We start from the raw sequence: 17,632 nt of genomic DNA on the forward strand, positions 1-17,632 counted from the left end.
CGGTACAGGCGAAGGATGTCTAGCGGCCGAAGCGCATCGGCCAGCCCACCACTTTCTTCGCCCGTGGCGTCGCATAGGTGCGCACTTTGGACGTGCTCAAACCCATGCGCACCAGCGATTCGGCAATGGTCACCGCTGCACTCACACCATCCACCACTGGCACGCCGGTGCGTTGGCGAATCTGCTCGTCCAGCCCGGCCATGCCGCCACAACCCAGGCAAATCACCTCGGCCTTGTCGTCACGCACGGCGCGTTCGGCCTGCTCGACAATCGCCTCCACGGCCCGCAGCGGGTCGGCTTCCAGTTCCAGCACCGCCAGCCCGCTGGCTCGCACCGAGGCGCAGCGGTCATACAGGCCCGAGAGCTTCAGGCGGTCCTCGATCAATGGCACGGTGCGGTCAAGCGTGGTTACTACGGAATAGGCGTGGCCCAGGTACATTGCCGTGCTGGCGGCGGCATCAGTAATGTCCACCACAGGCACGTTGAGCAGTTCCTGCAGGCCTTCGCGGCCATGTTCGCCATAACCGGCCTGGATCACGGCATCGTAGGGCCCTTCAAAGGCCAGGACCCGGTCCATCACCGCGATGGCCGCCAGGTAGCTCTCGAAGTTGCCCTCCACCGATTCGCCGCCGAACCAGGGCGTGAGGCCGACGATTTCGGTACCGGGTGCGGCCACCGCACGGGCCTGCTCGGCAATGGCATGGGTGATGGCTTCGGTGGTGTTGACGTTGGCGATCAGAATGCGCATGGGCAGTCCTCCCTGACTAATGGCTGCTATGGTCGACGGCGATGCACTCGCCGCTGATGTCGTGGTAGTGGCGGTTGCGTGGCGCGATCAACAGATAGAGGGCGGCGGCGATGCCGGCACCGATCAGCCAGGAGAACGGCGCGATACCCTGGAAGTTGGGCACCAGGGCCAGCACGATGGCCAGCAGTGCGGCCGGCACGAAGGCGGCCACGGCGCGCAGGTTGATGCCCTTGCTGTAGTGATAGGCGCCGGCCGGGTGCTCGGTATACAGCTCTGGCACGTTGATGCAGCCTTTGCGCAGCAACCAGTAGTCGGACATGATCACGCCGTACAGCGGGCCGAGCAGGGCGCCCAGGCCCGACAGGAAGTACACGATGACCAGCGGGCTGTTGTACAGGTTCCAGGGCAGGATCAGCACCGCCAGGGTGGCACTGATCAGCCCGGCACGGCGGAAGTTCAGGTGGCGCGGTGCCAGGTTGCTGAGTACGAAGGCTGGGGCGACGAAGTTGGCCATGATGTTCACCGCCACGGTGACGATCAGGAAGGCCAGGCAGCCGAGCACCAGGAATGGCGTGCTGGGTATGGCGGCGACGATCTGCGTCGGGCTGTCGATGATCTGGCCGTTGATCTGGAATTGCGCGCCGCACAGCACCACGGTGATCACGGCGAATACCAGGATGTTTACCGGCAGGCCCCAGAAGTTGCCCACGCGGATGGTCTTGCGGCAAGGCGAGGAGCGGGCGAAGTCACAGAAGTTCAGCACCAGGGTGCCGTAGATCGCCAGCCACAGTGCGCCGCCGGCAAAGATGTTGCGCCACATCTCGTAGCCGGTCAGCGGGGTAGCCACCGACCAGGCAATGCGCGCGTCGGCCTTGAAGTACATGAACACCGCCAGGGCGGCGACGGTCAGCAGGATCACAGGCCCGGCAAAGGCCTCGTAACGGCGCACCATCTCCATGCCGTAGGCCAGGATCACCAGCTGCACCAGCCAGATCGACACGAAACACACCCAGCCCAGGCTCGACAGGCCGAGGATGCTGTCGTGGTCGTAGGCTGCCAGTTGCGGCCACACGGCGGTGAGCAGCACCCGCAGCACCACCGATGCCAGGTAGGTCTGGATGCCGAACCAGGCGATGGCGATGACGGCACGGATCAGCGCCGGGATCTGCGCGCCGTGGATGCCGAAGGCAATGCGGCTGATGACCGGGAACGGTACCCCGGTTTTCTGCCCCATGTAACCCGACAGGTTCATGAAGAAGTACACCAGTGCCGCGCCGATGGCCAGCGACAGCAGAATTTGCCAGCCACCCAGGCCGAGGGCGAACAAGCCCATGGCGAACGAATAGTTGGCGATATTGTGCACATCGTTGGTCCACAGCGCGAAGATGCTGTAGCCGCCCCAGCGACGGCCTTCCATACGCGTTGGCGCCAGGTCGCGGTTATGCAGGCGCGGGCTGAGAACAAGGTCCGGCTGGTGGCCGGCAAGCGTGGACGCGGGGTGTGTGCTGGCGACGGATTGTTCAGGGGCAAGGTCGAGGCTGCTACTCATTCCGGTGGGCTCCTGATGCACATGGACTGCGATGAGCGGGCATGCGCACGGGCTCGCCATCTCGTCGGTGCAGCGTTGGCATCACAGGGTTGTAGGCGCGGCGGCCGACATTGGGTCGGCGTCGCGGATTCTTGTGTATCTATGTTTTGTTTAAGTTGTATACAAAACACGAACACACAAAAGCGAGTTCCATGCCAAGGGAAGAGCAGGTTTCATCAGGCGATCATTTCGAACTTATCTTGTTAAAAGGTAAGTTAATGAAATACAGAGCATATAAGTTGACCAAATGAACAAGTTATATTTTTTGAAAGATTGATTAGTTGATCATTTGGTCAAAATAACGGGTGGAAAGTGTGTAACGAATTGGGGCGCTACTGAAGAAAGTGCACACAAAAATGGCACCTATGGTTACGTTTTTGTGTACAAAAAATAGTCAACTTTTCCTGTGCTGGCCTCTTCGCGGGCACGCCTGCGAGGAGGCCAGTACAGGGGCCAATCAATCCATTGGCGGCAACCGCCGCTTGACCGGGGTCTTCTTGATGATCGCGGTATTGGTCTCAGCCAGCACATTCATGAGGTCGAGCAGCGTGTCCAGCTGCTCCATCGAGCGCACATGCAGTCGGGCGACGAAGCAGTCTTCGCCAATGACCTTGTCGCATTCGGTGAACTCAGGGATGGCAATGATCTGGCGCTCCACCTCCTGCAGCTTCCCCGGTAGCGGACGGATGCGCACGATCGCCTGCAACTGGTAGCCAAAGGCGCGCGGGTCGACCTCCACGGTGTAGCCGCGCAGCACGCCACGCTCTTCCAGCCGTCGCAGGCGCTCGCTGACGCTAGGTGCGGACAGCCCGCTGACCTGCGCCAGCGCCTTGAGCGAGCGGCGCGAGTCCTCCATCAGTGCGTTGATCAATAATTGGTCGATGGCATCGGTCATACCCACCTCATTAGGTAATTCGTGTTATTTACCTTGATAGTAAAGGCAGGTTGGCGAAAATGCCTTGGTTATCCGCTGGATGGCCAGCCTGCAGCCTTTGCATACTGTTGCCATTATCAACGGGAGGTTTGAGATGGACAGTTCATTGCGCCGTGGCTCGCTGGAAATGGTCGCCGCCATGCTGATTTCCGGGACCATTGGCTGGTTCGTGCTGGTGTCCGGCCAGCCGGTGCTGGATGTGGTGTTCTGGCGCTGCGTGTTCGGTGCCGTGACCTTGCTGGCGATTTGCGCCGCGTTTGGTTTTCTGCGACCGGGCGTGATCAGCCGCACGGCATTTTTGCTGGCGATTGCCAGCGGGGTGGCCATTGTCGGCAACTGGCTGCTGTTGTTCGCTTCATACGCACGGGCGTCGATTGCCATCGGCACGGCGGTGTACAACGTGCAGCCGTTCATGCTGGTGGGGCTGGCGGCGCTGTTTCTGGGCGAAAAGATCACCTTGGCCAAGGTGACCTGGCTGAGTGTGGCGTTCCTCGGCATGCTGGCCATTGTCAGTGCCCATGGCGCTGGGCAAAGTAATGGCGAGGACTATCTGCTGGGGATTGCCCTGGCGCTGGGGGCGGCGTTTCTGTATGCGATCGCGGCCTTGATCATCAAGCGCCTGAGTGGCACGCCCCCGCACCTGATTGCGTTGATTCAGGTAACCACGGGTGTGTTGCTGCTGGCGCCATGGGTCACGCTTGGCGGGTTGCCGGTTGAAGTGCCCGCGTTGGCCAGCTTGTTGACACTGGGGATGGTGCACACCGGCCTGATGTATGTGCTGTTGTACAGCGCCATCCAGCGTTTGCCCACAGCCTTGACCGGTGCGCTGTCGTTCATTTACCCGATTGCGGCAATTCTGGTGGACTGGGTGGCGTTCGGGCACCGCCTGGCGCCGCTGCAGTGGCTGGGGGTGGGGTTGATCCTGTTGGCGGCGGCGGGGATGCAGCAGGGGTGGTGGTTCCGCTCGGCGCGGCATCCTGTAGGCGCGGGTTTACCCGCGAAGAGGCCCGCAAGGTAGAATGCCGCTTTTTGCCAGCCTGCGATCCGCCATGACCTCGCCCATAGACACCCTTGAGCAACACCTGCTTGCCGCCCTCGACCCTGCCCCACAGGAAACCCGCCGCCTGTTTCACGGCCGCGGCCGCTGCTGGCAGGGCCTGGAGCAGGTGACCGTCGACTGGCTGCAGGGCGTGCTGTCGGTCGCCTTGTTCCGTGAGCCGCCCGAAGGCCAGCTCGCCGAACTCGAAGCCATGCTGCGCAGCTTGGCCGAGCGCCCGCAGTGGACGGGTCAGGCAGTCATCATCCAGCACCGCTACCTGCCCGACAGCCCGGGCCAGTGGCTGCTGGGCGAGCCGTGCCAGCAACGCGAAGTGATCGAGGACGGCCTGACCTACCTGCTGGACTTGGGCGTGCGGCAAAACAATGGCCTGTTCCTCGACATGCGCTATGGCCGCCGTTGGGTGCGCGAGCAGGCGGCGGGCAAGCGCGTGCTGAACCTGTTCGCTTATACCTGCGGCTTTTCCGTGGCAGCGATTGCCGGTGGCGCTGAGCAGGTGGTGAACCTGGACATGGCCAAGTCGGCCCTGTCGCGGGGCCGGGACAACCATCGCCTCAATGGCCACGATGCATCACGGGTGGCGTACCTGGGGCATGAACTGTTCAAGTCGTGGGGCAAGGTGCGCAAGTACGGGCCTTATGACCTGATCATCATCGACCCGCCAACCTTCCAGCGTGGCAGCTTTGTGCTGACCCAGGATTACGCAAAGATCCTGCGGCGTTTGCCGGAGTTGTTGAATGCGGGGGGAACGGTGCTGGCGTGTGTCAACGATCCGGGCATCGGGCCGGAATTCCTGATCGAGGGGATGGCGGAGCAGGCGCCTTCGCTGGCGTTTGTCGAGCGGTTGGAAAACCCGCCGGAGTTTCCGGACGTTGACCCGGCGGGGGGCCTGAAGGCCTTGGTGTTCCGCCGGGTTTGATGTTGCTTGTGCGTTACTGACCGGTATAGATCTGGTCAAACACCCCACCGTCATTGAAGTGGGTCTTCTGCACGGTACGCCAGTCACCGAAGGTTTTCTCCACCGACAGGAAGTCCACTTTCGGGAAGCGGTCGGTGTACTTGGCCAGTACCGTTGCATCACGCGGGCGCAGGTAGTTGTTGGCGGCGATCTCCTGGGCTGCGGGTGACCACAGGTACTTCAGGTATTCCTCGGCCACGGCCTGGGTGCCTTTCCTGTCCACTACCTTGTCGACCACCGTCACCGGTGGCTCGGCTTCGGCCGATACGCTTGGGTAGACCACTTCGAACTGGTCGCGGCCGAACTCGCGGGCGATCATCTCGGCTTCGTTCTCGAAGGTGACCAGCACGTCACCGATCTGGTTGGTCATGAACGTGGTGGTGGCGGCACGGCCACCGGTGTCCAGCACGGGTGCCTGTTTGAACAGCTTGCCGACGAAGTCGCGGGCTTTGCTTTCATCGCCGCCTTGCTTGAGTACGTAGCCCCAGGCCGACAGGTAGGTATAGCGGCCATTACCCGAGGTTTTCGGGTTGGGCACGATCACCTGGACACCGTCCTTGAGCAGGTCGGGCCAGTCTTTCAGGGCTTTCGGGTTGCCCTTGCGCACGATGAACACAGTGGCCGAGGTGAACGGCGCGCTGTTGTTCGGCAGGCGGGTTACCCAGTTGTCGGGCACCAGCTTGCCGTTGTCTGCCAGGGCGTTGATGTCGGTGGCCATGTTCATGGTGATGACATCGGCCGGCAGGCCATCGATCACCGCACGGGCCTGCTTGCTCGAGCCGCCGAAGGACATCTGCACGTTGACCTTCTCGTTGTGCTCGGCTTCCCAGTGCTTCTGGAAGGCCGGGTTGTAGTCCTTGTAGAAGTCGCGCATCACGTCGTAGGAAACGTTGAGCAGGGTGGGGGCGGCCTGGGCGAGGTTGCCCAGGGCCAGGCCTGCGGCGAGCAGCGAGGCGGTGAAGAGTTTTTTCACGTTGCTTCCTTGTTCTTGAAGGGTGTTGGGGCAGATTGCCTGCGACTATAGCGGGTGGGTTTATACGGGTTAAAGAACAAAAAATGCTTTGGTTATGCTTCTGCCTGTGCCGGCCTCTTCGCGGGTAAACCCGCTCCTACGGGGACCGCGCACGGTCCGGGCCTGTTGTAGGGGCGGGTTTACCCGCGAAGAGGCCGGCGCAGGCGCTGTCACGCTTTGGGAAACAACCCATTCCCACAGCGAGAACAGAACGCTGCCCCATGCTCGTGGGTCTTCTTGTGGCAGGTCGGGCAATCATGCTGCAGCTGCTCCCCACGCATGGCATTGGCCAGCTCGGCGGTAAAGATGCCGGTCGGCACGGCAATGATCGAGTAACCGGTAATCATCACCAGCGACGACAGCACCTGCCCCAGCGGCGTCTTGGGCACGATGTCGCCAAAGCCCACGGTGGTCAGGGTAACGATGGCCCAGTAGATGCCTTTGGGGATGCTGGTAAAGCCATGCTCAGGCCCTTCGATCACGTACATCAGCGTGCCGAACACCGTTACCAGCGTCGATACTGTCACCAGGAACACGATGATCTTCTGCTTGCTGCCGCGTAGCGCCTCCATCAGGTAATGGGCCTGCTTGAGGTACGGGCTGAGCTTGAGTACACGGAAGATCCGCAGCATCCGGATGACCCGGATGATGAGCAGGTACTGGGCGTCGCTGTAGTACAGCGCGAGGATCCCCGGCACGATCGCCAGTAAATCGACCAGGCCGTAGAAACTGAAGGCATAGCGCAACGGCTTGGGCGAGCAGTACAGGCGGGTGATGTATTCGGCCAGGAAGATCGCGGTAAAGCCCCACTCGATGCCGGCCAGCAGGCCGGCGTAGCCTTGGTGCACCTCGTCGATGCTGTCGAGGATCACCGTGACCAGGCTGGCCAGGATGATCAGCAACAGGATCTTGTCGAAGCGGCGACCGGCTACGGTGTCGGTCTGGAAGACGATGACGAAGAGCCGCTCGCGCAGGCTCGCTGGGTTGTTCATTGGCTCGTTCCACAAAAGCGATGGGCTGAGCCTAGGGGTTGCGTATCAGCCGTGCAAGCGGCTGGCGTTGCGCTGCCTGGGTTGCGCCAGGTGACTGCCCAAGTGCATCAGCCAGCAGGCGGCAACGAAGGGGGCGGTCAAGCCAGGCACTGGCAGCAGCTTGAACAGCGGTTGCAACAGCAGGGCCAACGCTATCGCCAGCAGCGTCACCCAAGGTTTTTCACCTTGCCTGCTGAAGGCCAGTGCCGCCAGTGCGCCATTGAAACCGTAAAGACCTAACCAGGCGGCCTGCGCCTGGTCGGCGAGCAACGCCACGCCGCCACCAATGGCCGAGCCGATCACCGCCCACAGCGCCGCATAGGGGTTGGCGATGAACATGCCGACGATGATCAGCAACCCGGCCAAGGGCTGGTCGAGCAGGAAGATCTGGCCCACGCCGCGGGCCAACGCGTACAGCGGGTCAGCTTCGACGAAGCCGCTGGGTGAGGGGCTGACGACTAGCAGTGTGCCCCAGCCCAGCAGCACGAATGGCGCGGTGTAGGCGACCAGCAACTTGCCGCCGCGCTTGCGCCACTGGTGGGTGATGATGCTGGACAGGCCGCCGGCGGCGATGATCAGGGGGGGCAATATGACCGACCAGGGCAGCACGGCGCTGATCAGGATGCCGATCAGCACGCCGTTGTAGCAGTACAGCCCGGCCTGGCGGTCGGCACGGTCATAGCCGCGTGCCTGGGCGGTGAGCAGGCCGGCCAGGGCGCCAAGCAGGGCGCCGCCGACCAGGTTGGGTGCGGTCAGCAGGATAGCCAGCAGGCAGCACAGGCCGCACAGGGGGTTGCGCAGCAGCAGCACTTGGCTGAAGCCGTTGAGTAACGCCGTGGCCCAGTCGGGGCACGGGTTGACGAAATTTTTGGTGTACATGGGGCAGTCAGTGAGGTTGATGGGGGAGCGGTGGGCCTCTTTGGGCCTCGGTTTTCCGCGGTCGGGTAAAGCGGTATTCAGGGAGGGCTTTGCCCTCCAATCGCGACACGAGGCCGCTCCCACAGGGATCGCATTCCCTTGTGCCAGCGTGGCCCTGTGGGAGCGGCCTTGTGTCGCGAAAGGGGCGCAACGCGCCCCCGGCAATCTCAGATCAAAGTCTCGATCCGCAGCGTGTTAGTCGTACCCGGCTTGCCGAAAGGCACGCCAGCGGTGATCAGCAGCGTGTCGCCACGGCTGGCCATGCCTTGCGCCTGGGCAATCTCCAGGGCGGTGGAAACCACCTCGTCGACCTGACGCAGGCGGTCGTTGACCACCGAATGCACGCCCCAGGCCACGCTCAGGCGCCGTGCGGTGTTCAGGTTCGGCGTCAGGTTGAGGATCGGTGCCCGTGGCCGCTCACGTGCCGCGCGCAGGGTCGAGGCACCCGACTCGCTGTAGTTGACCAGCACCGCCACCGGCAGGATGCCGCTGATGCGGCGGATCGCGCAGCTGATGGCGTCCGACACGGTGGCCTCGGCCTTTGGCCGGCCGACGTCGAGCTGGGCCTGGTAGTCCGGGCCGTTCTCAACCTGGCGGATGATCTTGCTCATCATCTGCACGGCTTCCAGCGGGTAATCACCCGAGGCGGTTTCGGCCGACAGCATCACTGCATCGGCACCTTCGGCCACCGCGTTGGCCACGTCGGTGACTTCGGCACGGGTTGGCGCTGGCGAGAAACGCATCGACTCGAGCATCTGCGTGGCCACCACCACGGGTTTGCCCAGCTGGCGGCAGGTGCCGATGATGCGCTTCTGGATCTGCGGCACGCTCTCGGCCGGTACTTCCACGCCCAGGTCACCACGGGCCACCATGATCGCGTCTGCCAGCTCGGCGATGGCTTGCAGTTGCTCGACGGCCGATGGTTTCTCGATCTTGGCCATCAGGTAGGCGCGGTCGCCAATCAGCTGGCGCGCTTCGACGATGTCCTCAGGGCGCTGCACGAACGACAGGGCGACCCAGTCCACACCCAGCTCCAGGCCAAAGGCCAGGTCGCGGCGGTCTTTTTCGGTGAGTGGGGAGAGGTCGAGCACCGCTTGCGGTACGTTGACGCCCTTACGGTCGGAAAGCTCGCCACCGTTCAGCACCTCGGTGTCAATCGCGTCGCTGTGCTTGGCGGTCACGCGCAGGCGCAGTTTGCCGTCGTCCAGCAGCAGGTCCATGCCGGGCTCGAGGGCGGCGATGATTTCGGGGTGCGGCAGGTTGACCCGGCGGCTGTCGCCCGGGGTTTTGTCCAGGTCCAGGCGCAGGGCCTGCCCGCGTTGCAACTGCACTTTGCCTTCGGCGAAGCGGCCAACGCGCAGCTTCGGCCCTTGCAGGTCCATGAGGATGCCCAGCGGGTAGTTCAGTTGCTGCTCGACTTCGCGGATCCACTGGTAGCGCAGGGCGTGGTCGGCATGCTCGCCATGGCTGAAGTTGAGGCGAAAGATGTTCACCCCGGCTTCGACCAGCTGGCGGATATCGTCGATGCCGTTGATCGCAGGGCCAAGGGTGGCGAGGATCTTAACTTTTTTATCAGGCGTCATGATTGGGCAGTCTCGAGGATCAGGATGGCGCGGAAGTCGTTGACGTTGGTGCGAGTCGGTTCGGTGACGATCAGCGCATCCAGCGCGGCGAAGTAGCCGTAGCCGTTGTTGTTGTCCAGCTCGTCGCTGGCCGACAGGCCCAAGGCTTCGGCGCTGGCGTAGCTGGCCGGGGTCATGAAGGCACCGGCGTTTTCTTCCGAGCCATCGATGCCGTCGGTATCACCGGCCAGGGCGTACACGCCCGGCAGGCCTTTCAGGCTTTCGGTGAGGCTGAGCAGGAACTCGGCGTTGCGCCCGCCACGGCCATTGCCGCGCACGGTCACGGTGGTTTCGCCACCCGACAGGATCACGCAGGGTGCTTTGAGCGGCTGGCCGTGCTGAACGATTTGCCGGGCGATACCGGCATGCACCTTGGCCACTTCGCGCGATTCACCTTCTAGGTCGCCGAGGATCAGCGGGCTGAAACCGGCCTGACGGGCTTTGACCGCGGCGGCCTCCAGCGACTGCTGGGGTTTGGCGATCAACTGGAAGTGGCTGCGGGCCAGGGCCGGGTCATCGGCCTTGACGGTTTCCGAGGCCGGGTTGTTCAGCCAGTCGATGACCGCTTTGGGCGCTTCGATGTTGTAGCGTTTGAGGATGGCCAGGGCGTCGGCCGAGGTGCTCGGGTCGGCCACGGTGGGGCCGGAAGCGATGACCGTGGCGAGGTCGCCCGGTACATCGGAAATGGCATAGGTGTAGACCGTGGCCGGCCAGCAGGCCTTGGCCAGGCGCCCGCCCTTGATCGCCGAGAGGTGCTTGCGCACGCAGTTCATCTCGCCGATGGTGGCGCCGGATTTCAGCAGTGCCTTGTTGATCTGCTGCTTGTCGGCCAGGGTCAGGCCTTCGGCAGGCAGGGCCAGCAGCGCCGAGCCACCGCCAGACAGCAGGAAGATGACGCGATCTTCTTCGTTGAGGTTGCTGACCAGTTCCAGCACGCGCTTGGCTACCGCCAGGCCGGCAGCGTCCGGGACCGGGTGGGCGGCTTCGACCACCTCGATCTTCTGGCAGTTGGCGCCGTGGCCGTAACGGGTCACGACCAGGCCGGAGACTTCGCCCTGCCAGCTTTTCTCGACCACTTCGGCCATGGCGGCTGCGGCCTTGCCGGCGCCGATGACGATAACCCGGCCGCTGCGATCGGCGGGCAGGTAGGGTTCGAGGACTTGACGGGGGTGGGCGGCGGCGATGGCTGTGTCGAACAGTTCGCGGAGAAGTTTTTGCGGATCGACCGACATGGCAGGCTCCCAATTATTGTTGTTCTGCAGAATCAAAAACGCCCCTGGAACTGCCTCCGTGCAGGCCGAACCAGGGGCGGGTGTTGCTCGATGCCACCATTGGGCCTGTGGTCGCAGGTTCAACGGCGTTGGCTTCTTCGCGGACAAGCCCCGCTCCTACATGCACAGCTTTGAGCGATTGTGCGGTCTTTGGTAGGAGCGGGTTTACCCGCGAAGAGGCCAGTGAAGGCTAAAAACAACTTATTTGTCGTCGCGGATCGAGAAGTTGGCCATGTGCTCCAGGCCTTTGATCAGCGCCGAGTGGTCCCAGTTGCCGCCGCCCAGTGCCTGGCAGGTGTTGAACACTTGCTGGGCATTGGAGGTGTTGGGCAGGTTGATGCCCAGTTCCTTGGCGCCTTGCAGGGCCAGGTTCAGGTCCTTCTGGTGCAGGTTGATGCGGAAGCCTGGGTCGAAGGTGCCCTTGATCATGCGCTCGGCGTGCACTTCGAGGATTTTCGACGAAGCAAAGCCGCCCATCAGTGCTTCACGCACCTTGGCAGGGTCGGCGCCGTTCTTGGCGGCGAACAGCAGGGCTTCGGCCACGGCCTGGATGTTCAGGGCGACAATGATCTGGTTGGCGACCTTGGCGGTCTGGCCGTCACCGTTGCCACCGACGCGGGTAATGTTCTTGCCCATGGCTTCGAACAGCGGCAGGGTGCGCTCGAAGGCTTTCGGGCAGCCACCGACCATGATGCTCAGGGTCGCGGCCTTGGCGCCGACTTCACCACCGGACACTGGGGCGTCCAGGTAGGCGGCACCGGTAGCCTTGATTTTTTCGGCGAAGGCTTTGGTAGCGGTAGGGGAGATCGAGCTCATGTCGATCACCACCTTGTTCGGGCCAACGCCTTCGGCCACGCCGTTTTCACCGAACAGGACGCTTTCGACCTGCGGGGTGTCGGGAACCATGACGATGATGAATTCGGCTTCCTGGGCAACTTCTTTCGGGTTGGCCAGGGCCACGGCACCGGCGGCGATCAGGTCGGCTGGCGCGGCGTCGTGGTGGGTGGAAACGAAGATGCTGTGACCTGCTTTTTGCAGGTTCTGGGCCATGGGCTTGCCCATGATGCCGGTGCCGATGAAACCGATTTTAGCCATGAGAGATTACCTCGTTGTATTTGTTGAATCTCGATGGAGCAGGCTGCACAGGCCCATTGTTGGACACAGAATTCTGTGGGAGCGGGTTTACCCGCGAAAGCGGCAGTGAAGCCAACGTCGCATTCGCGGGTGAACCCGCTCCTACAGGGTCAGGCATGTGTCACAGGACCTCGATCAGCCTTAGATTGCGTTGTGGGTTTTCAGCCAGCCCAGGCCTGCTTCGGTAGTGGTCTTGGGCTTGTACTCCGCGCCCACCCAGCCCTGGTAGCCAATGCGGTCCAGGTGTTCGAACAGGAAGCGGTAGTTGATCTCGCCGGTGCCTGGTTCATTGCGGCCGGGGTTGTCGGCCAGCTGGATGTGGTTGATCAGTTTCAGGTTGGCTTCCATGGTGCGAGCCAGGTCACCTTCCATGATCTGCATGTGGTAGATGTCGTATTGCAGGAACAGGTTGTCGCTGCCCACCTCGGCCTGGATTTCCAGGGCCTGCTGGGTGGTGTTCAGGTAGAAGCCTGGGATGTCGCGGGTGTTGATCATTTCCATGACCAAGCGAATACCGGCGCCCTTGAGCTTGTCAGCGGCGTAGCGCAGGTTCTCGACGAAGGTCTTGCGCACGGTAGCGCAGTCCGGGCCTTTTGGGCGGATGCCGGCCAGGGCGTTGACCTGGGTGTTGCCCAGCACCTTGGCGTATTCGATGGCCTTGTCGACACCCGCGCGGAATTCCTCGACGCGGTCAGGGTGGCAGGTGATACCGCGCTCACCTTTGGCCCAGTCGCCGGCCGGCAGGTTGAACAGCACCTGGGTCAGGCCGTTGGCCTCCAGCTGCTGCTTGATTTCAGCTGCGCTGAAGTCATAGGGGAACAGGTATTCGACGCCGCTGAAACCAGCATCGGCGGCAGCCTTGAAGCGGGCCAGGAAGTCCTGTTCGGTGAACAGCATGGACAGGTTGGCAGCGAAGCGAGGCATGAGTTGTCTCCTTGCGATGAAGGCCCCCAGGGCGTGCCTGGGGGCGTCAGGCGATCAGTCCAGCAGCGAGATGGCGGTTGGCGCGTCGTTGCCGACCAGGGCCAGGTCTTCGAATTCGTTGACCGCGTTGATCTCGGTGCCCATGGAAATGTTGGTCACACGCTCGAGAATCACTTCAACCACCACCGGCACGCGGAACTCTTCGGCCATCTTCTGTGCCTTGATCAGGGCAGGGGCGATTTCTGCTGGCTCGAACACACGGATGGCCTTGCAACCCAGGCCTTCGACCACGGCGACGTGGTCGACACCGTAGGTGGCAGCGTCGGTCGAGTTGATGTTCTCGAACGCCAGTTGTACACAGTAATCCATGTCGAAGCCACGCTGCGCCTGACGGATCAGGCCCAGGTAGGCGTTGTTCACCAGTACGTGGACGTACGGCAGGTTGAACTGTGCGCCTACCGCCAGTTCTTCGATCATGAACTGGAAGTCGTAGTCACCCGACAGCGCCACAACCTTGCGCTTCGGATCGGCTTTGACCACGCCCAGCGCAGCAGGGATGGTCCAGCCCAGCGGGCCGGCCTGGCCGCAGTTGATCCAGTGGCGAGGCTTGTACACATGCAGGAACTGCGCGCCGGCAATCTGCGACAGGCCGATGGTGCTGACGTAGCAGGTGTCTTTGCCGAATACCTGGTTCATTTCTTCGTAGACGCGCTGCGGCTTGACCGGCACGTTGTCGAAGTGGGTCTTGCGCTGCAGGCTCGACTTGCGCTCCTGGCACTCTTCCAGCCAGGCCTTGCGGCACTTGAGCTTGCCGGCGGCTTTCCACTCGCGGGCCACTTCCAGGAACACGTCCAGTGCCTTGCCAGCATCGGAAACGATGCCCAGGTCCGGGGTGAACACGCGGCCGATCTGGGTCGGTTCGATGTCGACGTGTACGAACTTGCGGCCTTCGGTGTAGACATCGACGGAGCCGGTGTGGCGGTTGGCCCAGCGGTTACCGATACCGAATACCAGGTCGGACTTCAGCAGGGTTGCGTTGCCATAGCGGTGCGAGGTCTGCAGGCCGACCATGCCGACCATCTGTGCGTGGTCGTCCGGGATGGTGCCCCAGCCCATCAGGGTCGGGATCACCGGTACGCCGGTCAGTTCGGCGAATTCGACCAGCTTGTCGCTGGCGTCGGCGTTGATGATGCCGCCACCGGCTACCAGCAGTGGGCGCTCGGCGTCATTGAGCAGGGCCAGGGCTTTCTCGGCCTGTACGCGGGTGGCAGATGGCTTGTTGACTGCCAGTGGTTCGTAGGCGTCGATGTCGAATTCGATTTCGGCCATCTGCACGTCGAACGGCAGGTCGATCAGCACCGGGCCTGGGCGGCCGGTACGCATTTCATAGAAGGCCTTCTGGAAGGCGTAAGGCACCTGGCCTGGCTCCAGAACGGTGGTCGCCCACTTGGTCACTGGCTTGACGATGTTGGTGATGTCGACAGCCTGGAAGTCTTCCTTGTGCAGGCGGGCACGTGGCGCCTGGCCAGTGATGCACAGAATCGGGATGGAGTCGGCCGAGGCACTGTACAGGCCGGTGACCATGTCGGTGCCGGCAGGGCCGGAAGTGCCGATGCACACACCGATGTTGCCTGGGTTGGCGCGGGTGTAGCCCTCGGCCATGTGCGAGGCACCTTCGACGTGACGAGCGAGGACGTGATCGATGCCACCGACTTTCTTCAGGGCCGAATACAACGGGTTGATGGCAGCCCCCGGGATGCCGAACGCGGTATCTACACCTTCACGGCGCATGACCAGAACGGCTGCATCGATTGCTCTCATTTTGCTCATGGTTTGTGCCTCATCGATTTTGTAATTGTATACAACTTGCTTTGCGACAGAGTGTATTCACGCCTGATGGTTTAGGTCAATGGGTTTTCATCGGGTAAGTTGGCTTTCGTCAGAGCGCCCGTGAAAACGAGGGTTTGCGCCATCGCATACGATCTTTTCAAAATATTGTATACAAAAATATCTCTCGTTGTGTTCTATTTGTCCAATCGGTTTTCAACTGCCCTTAGGGCTTCTCACAACAAGAAGAGGACCTTTCCATGAACGTTCTTAACCTGAAAGTCGCCGTCAGCCTGGTGAATGCCGCGCTGGTGGCGGGCCGCAAGATCAATGCCGCGCCGCTGACCGTGGCGGTGCTGGATGCCGGCGGGCACCTGCTGGCGCTGCAGCGCGAGGATGGCGCGAGCCTGATTCGGCCTGAAGTGGCCACTGGCAAAGCCTGGGGTGCGATTGCCCTGGGCAAGGGGTCGCGCTTGCTGGCGCTGGATGCGCAGCAGCGGCCGGCTTTTTTTGCCGCGTTGAACGGGATGGGTGAGCGGCCGGTGGTGCCGGCGCCGGGTGGGGTGCTGATTCGTGATCAGGACGGCAAGGTGCTGGGTGCCGTGGGGATCAGCGGCGATACGTCGGATATCGACGAGCAGTGTGCGATCAGTGCGATCGAGGAGGTGGGGTTGCGGGCAGATGCTGGGGTAGCGGCCTAAATCTCTATTGCCTGTTCTGGCCCATTCGCGGGCAAGCCCGCTCCTACAGGGACTCCAAAACCTTCAGGCATGTGGATCCTCTGGGAGCGGGCTTGCCCGCGAATGGCCCTTCGAGATGGTTCAGGCTGCCTCAGGCTCACAACCTTTCAAGACCATACGAATGATGGTCTCGGCCGCCGCGTCATAATCACTGTCGGCCAGTTTGGCCTTGCCGGTCACCGCAGAAATCTGCCAGTCGAAGTCCGCATAGGTCTGGGTCGCCGCCCAGATGCTGAACATCAGGTGATGCGCGTCCACATGGGCGATCTGCCCGCGGTCGATCCAGCGCTGGATGCACTCGATGTTGTGTCGGGCCTGTTCGTTCAACTGCTCGACCTGGTTCGGTGACAGGTGCGGCGCACCATGCATGATCTCGCTGGCGAACACCTTGGACGCATGGGGCAGGTCACGCGAAATGCGAATTTTCGAACGAATGTACGCACTCAGCACTTCCTTCGGGTCGCCGTCTGCATTGAACGGCGTGGATGCCTGCATGATCGGCGCGATGATGCTTTCCAGGACCTCGCGGTAGAGATTGTCCTTGGACTTGAAGTAGTAATACACGTTCGGCTTGGGCAGGCCGGCCTTGGCCGCGATATCGCTGGTCTTGGTGGCGGCGAAGCCCTTGTCGGCGAATTCCTCGCTGGCCGCGCGCAGGATCAATTCCTTGTTGCGCTCGCGAATGGTGCTCATGGTCAGGGATCTTCCTCGTGTCTGGCCACCTCTAAGGGGGATCGGGCATGGTAGCACCGGCCTCGACGGGCGCTCAAGGCAGCGGCTTTGGGCTAGAATCCGGCACATTGACTTATTTGGATACAAGCAAACATGGCAGGAAGCAGTCTACTGGTACTGATCGACGATATCGCCACGCTGCTGGACGACGTCTCTCTGATGACCAAGGTGGCGGCAAAAAAAACCGCAGGCGTGCTGGGTGATGACCTGGCGCTGAATGCCCAGCAGGTCACCGGCGTGCGCGCCGATCGCGAACTTCCGGTCGTCTGGGCGGTGGCCAAGGGGTCGTTCGTCAACAAGGCGATCCTGGTACCGGCCGCGCTGCTGATCAGTGCGTTCATACCGTGGGCGGTTACGCCGTTGTTGATGTTGGGTGGCGCGTTCCTGTGCTTCGAGGGTTTCGAGAAGCTGGCGCACAAGTTCTTGCACAGCAAGGAAGAGGATGAGGCACAGCACGAGGCGCGCAAGGAGGCCGTTGCCGATGCCAGTGTTGACCTGGTGGCTTTTGAAAAAGCCAAGATCAAGGGGGCGGTGCGTACCGACTTCATCCTGTCGGCGGAAATCATCGCCATTACCTTGGGTATCGTGGCTGACTCGCCGCTGACCCAGCAGATCATCGTGCTGTCGGGCATTGCGGTGGTGATGACCATTGGTGTGTATGGGTTGGTAGGCGGGATCGTCAAGCTTGACGACCTTGGGCTGTGGATGGCCCGCAAAACCTCCAGGCTGACTCAGGCAGTGGGTAACGGCATCCTGCGGGCGGCGCCGTACATGATGAAAAGCCTGTCGGTGATTGGTACTGCGGCGATGTTTCTGGTGGGCGGTGGGATCCTGGTGCATGGCATCGAGCCGCTGCATCATGCCATCGAGGCGTTCAGCGAAGGGCGTGGCGGGGCGTTGACCGGCGCGTTGCTCAACGGCGGGGTCGGAGTCCTCGCAGGTGCTGTGGTGCTGGCGGTGGTAAGCGTTGCGGGGAAATTGTGGCGGGCGGTTCGGCCGGCCAATTGAGGCGCTTTGCCGGGGCTTTGCCCCGGTTCGCGGGTGAACCCGCTCCTACCAGGTACCGCGTTTGCCTTGAACCCGGCGCGTCCCCTGTAGGAGCGGGTTTACCCGCGAATGGGCCGCAAAGCGGCCCC

The 17,632-nt window shown here is 62.3% G+C and carries 16 protein-coding genes; 4 read left to right on the forward strand and 12 right to left on the reverse strand.

The window, feature by feature from the left end:
- Positions 1–19 precede the first annotated feature (19 nt).
- The 3 genes from ACZ889_RS11770 to ACZ889_RS11780 all read right to left on the reverse strand — a co-directional run bounded on the left by ACZ889_RS11770 (position 20) and on the right by ACZ889_RS11780 (position 3,231).
- Positions 20–748 (reverse strand): aspartate/glutamate racemase family protein, encoded by a 729-nt coding sequence (locus ACZ889_RS11770; RefSeq protein WP_476257394.1) that lies wholly within the window; start codon positions 746–748, stop codon positions 20–22.
- Positions 749–764: 16 nt separating this feature from the next.
- Positions 765–2,297: an NCS1 family nucleobase:cation symporter-1 gene (locus ACZ889_RS11775; protein ID WP_476257395.1), complete on the reverse strand. Its 1,533-nt coding sequence runs from the start codon at positions 2,295–2,297 to the stop codon at positions 765–767.
- A gap of 496 nt (positions 2,298–2,793) precedes the next feature.
- Entirely contained in the window at positions 2,794–3,231 is a 438-nt protein-coding gene (locus ACZ889_RS11780) for an Lrp/AsnC family transcriptional regulator (protein WP_003254357.1), read from the reverse strand.
- Between the two features lie 133 nt (positions 3,232–3,364).
- Between ACZ889_RS11780 and ACZ889_RS11785 the strand changes: the two genes are divergently transcribed.
- Positions 3,365–4,288 (forward strand): DMT family transporter, encoded by a 924-nt coding sequence (locus ACZ889_RS11785; RefSeq protein WP_010955046.1) that lies wholly within the window; start codon positions 3,365–3,367, stop codon positions 4,286–4,288.
- A gap of 31 nt (positions 4,289–4,319) precedes the next feature.
- Entirely contained in the window at positions 4,320–5,246 is a 927-nt protein-coding gene (locus ACZ889_RS11790; protein ID WP_375136177.1) for a class I SAM-dependent methyltransferase, read from the forward strand.
- Positions 5,247–5,259: 13 nt separating this feature from the next.
- Here the strand turns inward: ACZ889_RS11790 and ACZ889_RS11795 are convergent, their stop codons facing one another.
- The 8 genes from ACZ889_RS11795 to gcl form a co-directional block, all read right to left on the reverse strand.
- The gene (locus ACZ889_RS11795) at positions 5,260–6,258 is read right to left on the reverse strand and encodes a sulfate ABC transporter substrate-binding protein (protein ID WP_003254353.1); all 999 of its coding nucleotides are present in this window, start codon (positions 6,256–6,258) and stop codon (positions 5,260–5,262) included.
- Between the two features lie 209 nt (positions 6,259–6,467).
- Positions 6,468–7,289 (reverse strand): ion transporter, encoded by an 822-nt coding sequence (locus ACZ889_RS11800; protein ID WP_012051670.1) that lies wholly within the window; start codon positions 7,287–7,289, stop codon positions 6,468–6,470.
- A 45-nt stretch (positions 7,290–7,334) separates the two neighbouring features.
- Entirely contained in the window at positions 7,335–8,207 is an 873-nt protein-coding gene (locus ACZ889_RS11805) for an urea transporter (RefSeq protein WP_012051671.1), read from the reverse strand.
- A 206-nt stretch (positions 8,208–8,413) separates the two neighbouring features.
- A complete protein-coding gene (pyk, locus tag ACZ889_RS11810; protein ID WP_003254349.1) occupies positions 8,414–9,829 on the reverse strand; it encodes a pyruvate kinase in 1,416 nt (471 codons plus the stop codon).
- On the reverse strand, positions 9,826–11,100 hold the full coding sequence (locus tag ACZ889_RS11815) for a glycerate kinase type-2 family protein (RefSeq protein WP_003254348.1): 1,275 nt from the start codon (positions 11,098–11,100) through the stop codon (positions 9,826–9,828). The genes pyk and ACZ889_RS11815 overlap by 4 nt, the downstream gene beginning before the upstream one ends.
- Before the next feature lie 240 nt (positions 11,101–11,340).
- Positions 11,341–12,234 carry a 2-hydroxy-3-oxopropionate reductase gene (locus ACZ889_RS11820; RefSeq protein WP_003254347.1) on the reverse strand — a complete coding sequence of 298 codons (894 nt, stop codon included), beginning with the start codon at positions 12,232–12,234 and terminating at the stop codon, positions 11,341–11,343.
- A 180-nt stretch (positions 12,235–12,414) separates the two neighbouring features.
- Entirely contained in the window at positions 12,415–13,197 is a 783-nt protein-coding gene (gene hyi, locus ACZ889_RS11825) for a hydroxypyruvate isomerase (RefSeq protein ID WP_476257396.1), read from the reverse strand.
- Positions 13,198–13,251: 54 nt separating this feature from the next.
- Positions 13,252–15,027: a glyoxylate carboligase gene (gene gcl / locus ACZ889_RS11830; RefSeq protein WP_003254345.1), complete on the reverse strand. Its 1,776-nt coding sequence runs from the start codon at positions 15,025–15,027 to the stop codon at positions 13,252–13,254.
- A 257-nt stretch (positions 15,028–15,284) separates the two neighbouring features.
- Between gcl and ACZ889_RS11835 the strand changes: the two genes are divergently transcribed.
- The gene (locus ACZ889_RS11835) at positions 15,285–15,725 is read left to right on the forward strand and encodes a GlcG/HbpS family heme-binding protein (RefSeq protein WP_010955037.1); all 441 of its coding nucleotides are present in this window, start codon (positions 15,285–15,287) and stop codon (positions 15,723–15,725) included.
- Between the two features lie 120 nt (positions 15,726–15,845).
- Here the strand turns inward: ACZ889_RS11835 and ACZ889_RS11840 are convergent, their stop codons facing one another.
- Positions 15,846–16,457, reverse strand: coding sequence for a TetR/AcrR family transcriptional regulator (locus tag ACZ889_RS11840; RefSeq protein WP_010955036.1), 612 nt, complete (start codon positions 16,455–16,457; stop codon positions 15,846–15,848).
- 132 nt (positions 16,458–16,589) lie between these two features.
- On the opposite strand from ACZ889_RS11840, the gene ACZ889_RS11845 reads away from it, so the two are divergent.
- Entirely contained in the window at positions 16,590–17,504 is a 915-nt protein-coding gene (locus ACZ889_RS11845; protein WP_143494130.1) for a DUF808 domain-containing protein, read from the forward strand.
- Positions 17,505–17,632: the final 128 nt, after the last annotated feature.

This window comes from Pseudomonas sp. TE3895 (assembly GCF_056278855.1).

Coding starts and splice junctions, on each gene's coding strand:
- ACZ889_RS11770 (WP_476257394.1), bottom strand. CDS start 748: ATGCGCATTCTGATCGCCAACGTCAACACCACCGAAGCCATCACCCAT.
- ACZ889_RS11775 (WP_476257395.1), bottom strand. CDS start 2,297: ATGAGTAGCAGCCTCGACCTTGCCCCTGAACAATCCGTCGCCAGCACA.
- ACZ889_RS11780 (WP_003254357.1), bottom strand. CDS start 3,231: ATGACCGATGCCATCGACCAATTATTGATCAACGCACTGATGGAGGAC.
- ACZ889_RS11785 (WP_010955046.1), top strand. CDS start 3,365: ATGGACAGTTCATTGCGCCGTGGCTCGCTGGAAATGGTCGCCGCCATG.
- ACZ889_RS11790 (WP_375136177.1), top strand. CDS start 4,320: ATGACCTCGCCCATAGACACCCTTGAGCAACACCTGCTTGCCGCCCTC.
- ACZ889_RS11800 (WP_012051670.1), bottom strand. CDS start 7,289: ATGAACAACCCAGCGAGCCTGCGCGAGCGGCTCTTCGTCATCGTCTTC.
- ACZ889_RS11805 (WP_012051671.1), bottom strand. CDS start 8,207: ATGTACACCAAAAATTTCGTCAACCCGTGCCCCGACTGGGCCACGGCG.
- pyk (WP_003254349.1), bottom strand. CDS start 9,829: ATGACGCCTGATAAAAAAGTTAAGATCCTCGCCACCCTTGGCCCTGCG.
- ACZ889_RS11815 (WP_003254348.1), bottom strand. CDS start 11,100: ATGTCGGTCGATCCGCAAAAACTTCTCCGCGAACTGTTCGACACAGCC.
- ACZ889_RS11820 (WP_003254347.1), bottom strand. CDS start 12,234: ATGGCTAAAATCGGTTTCATCGGCACCGGCATCATGGGCAAGCCCATG.
- hyi (WP_476257396.1), bottom strand. CDS start 13,197: ATGCCTCGCTTCGCTGCCAACCTGTCCATGCTGTTCACCGAACAGGAC.
- gcl (WP_003254345.1), bottom strand. CDS start 15,027: ATGAGCAAAATGAGAGCAATCGATGCAGCCGTTCTGGTCATGCGCCGT.
- ACZ889_RS11835 (WP_010955037.1), top strand. CDS start 15,285: ATGAACGTTCTTAACCTGAAAGTCGCCGTCAGCCTGGTGAATGCCGCG.
- ACZ889_RS11840 (WP_010955036.1), bottom strand. CDS start 16,457: ATGAGCACCATTCGCGAGCGCAACAAGGAATTGATCCTGCGCGCGGCC.
- ACZ889_RS11845 (WP_143494130.1), top strand. CDS start 16,590: ATGGCAGGAAGCAGTCTACTGGTACTGATCGACGATATCGCCACGCTG.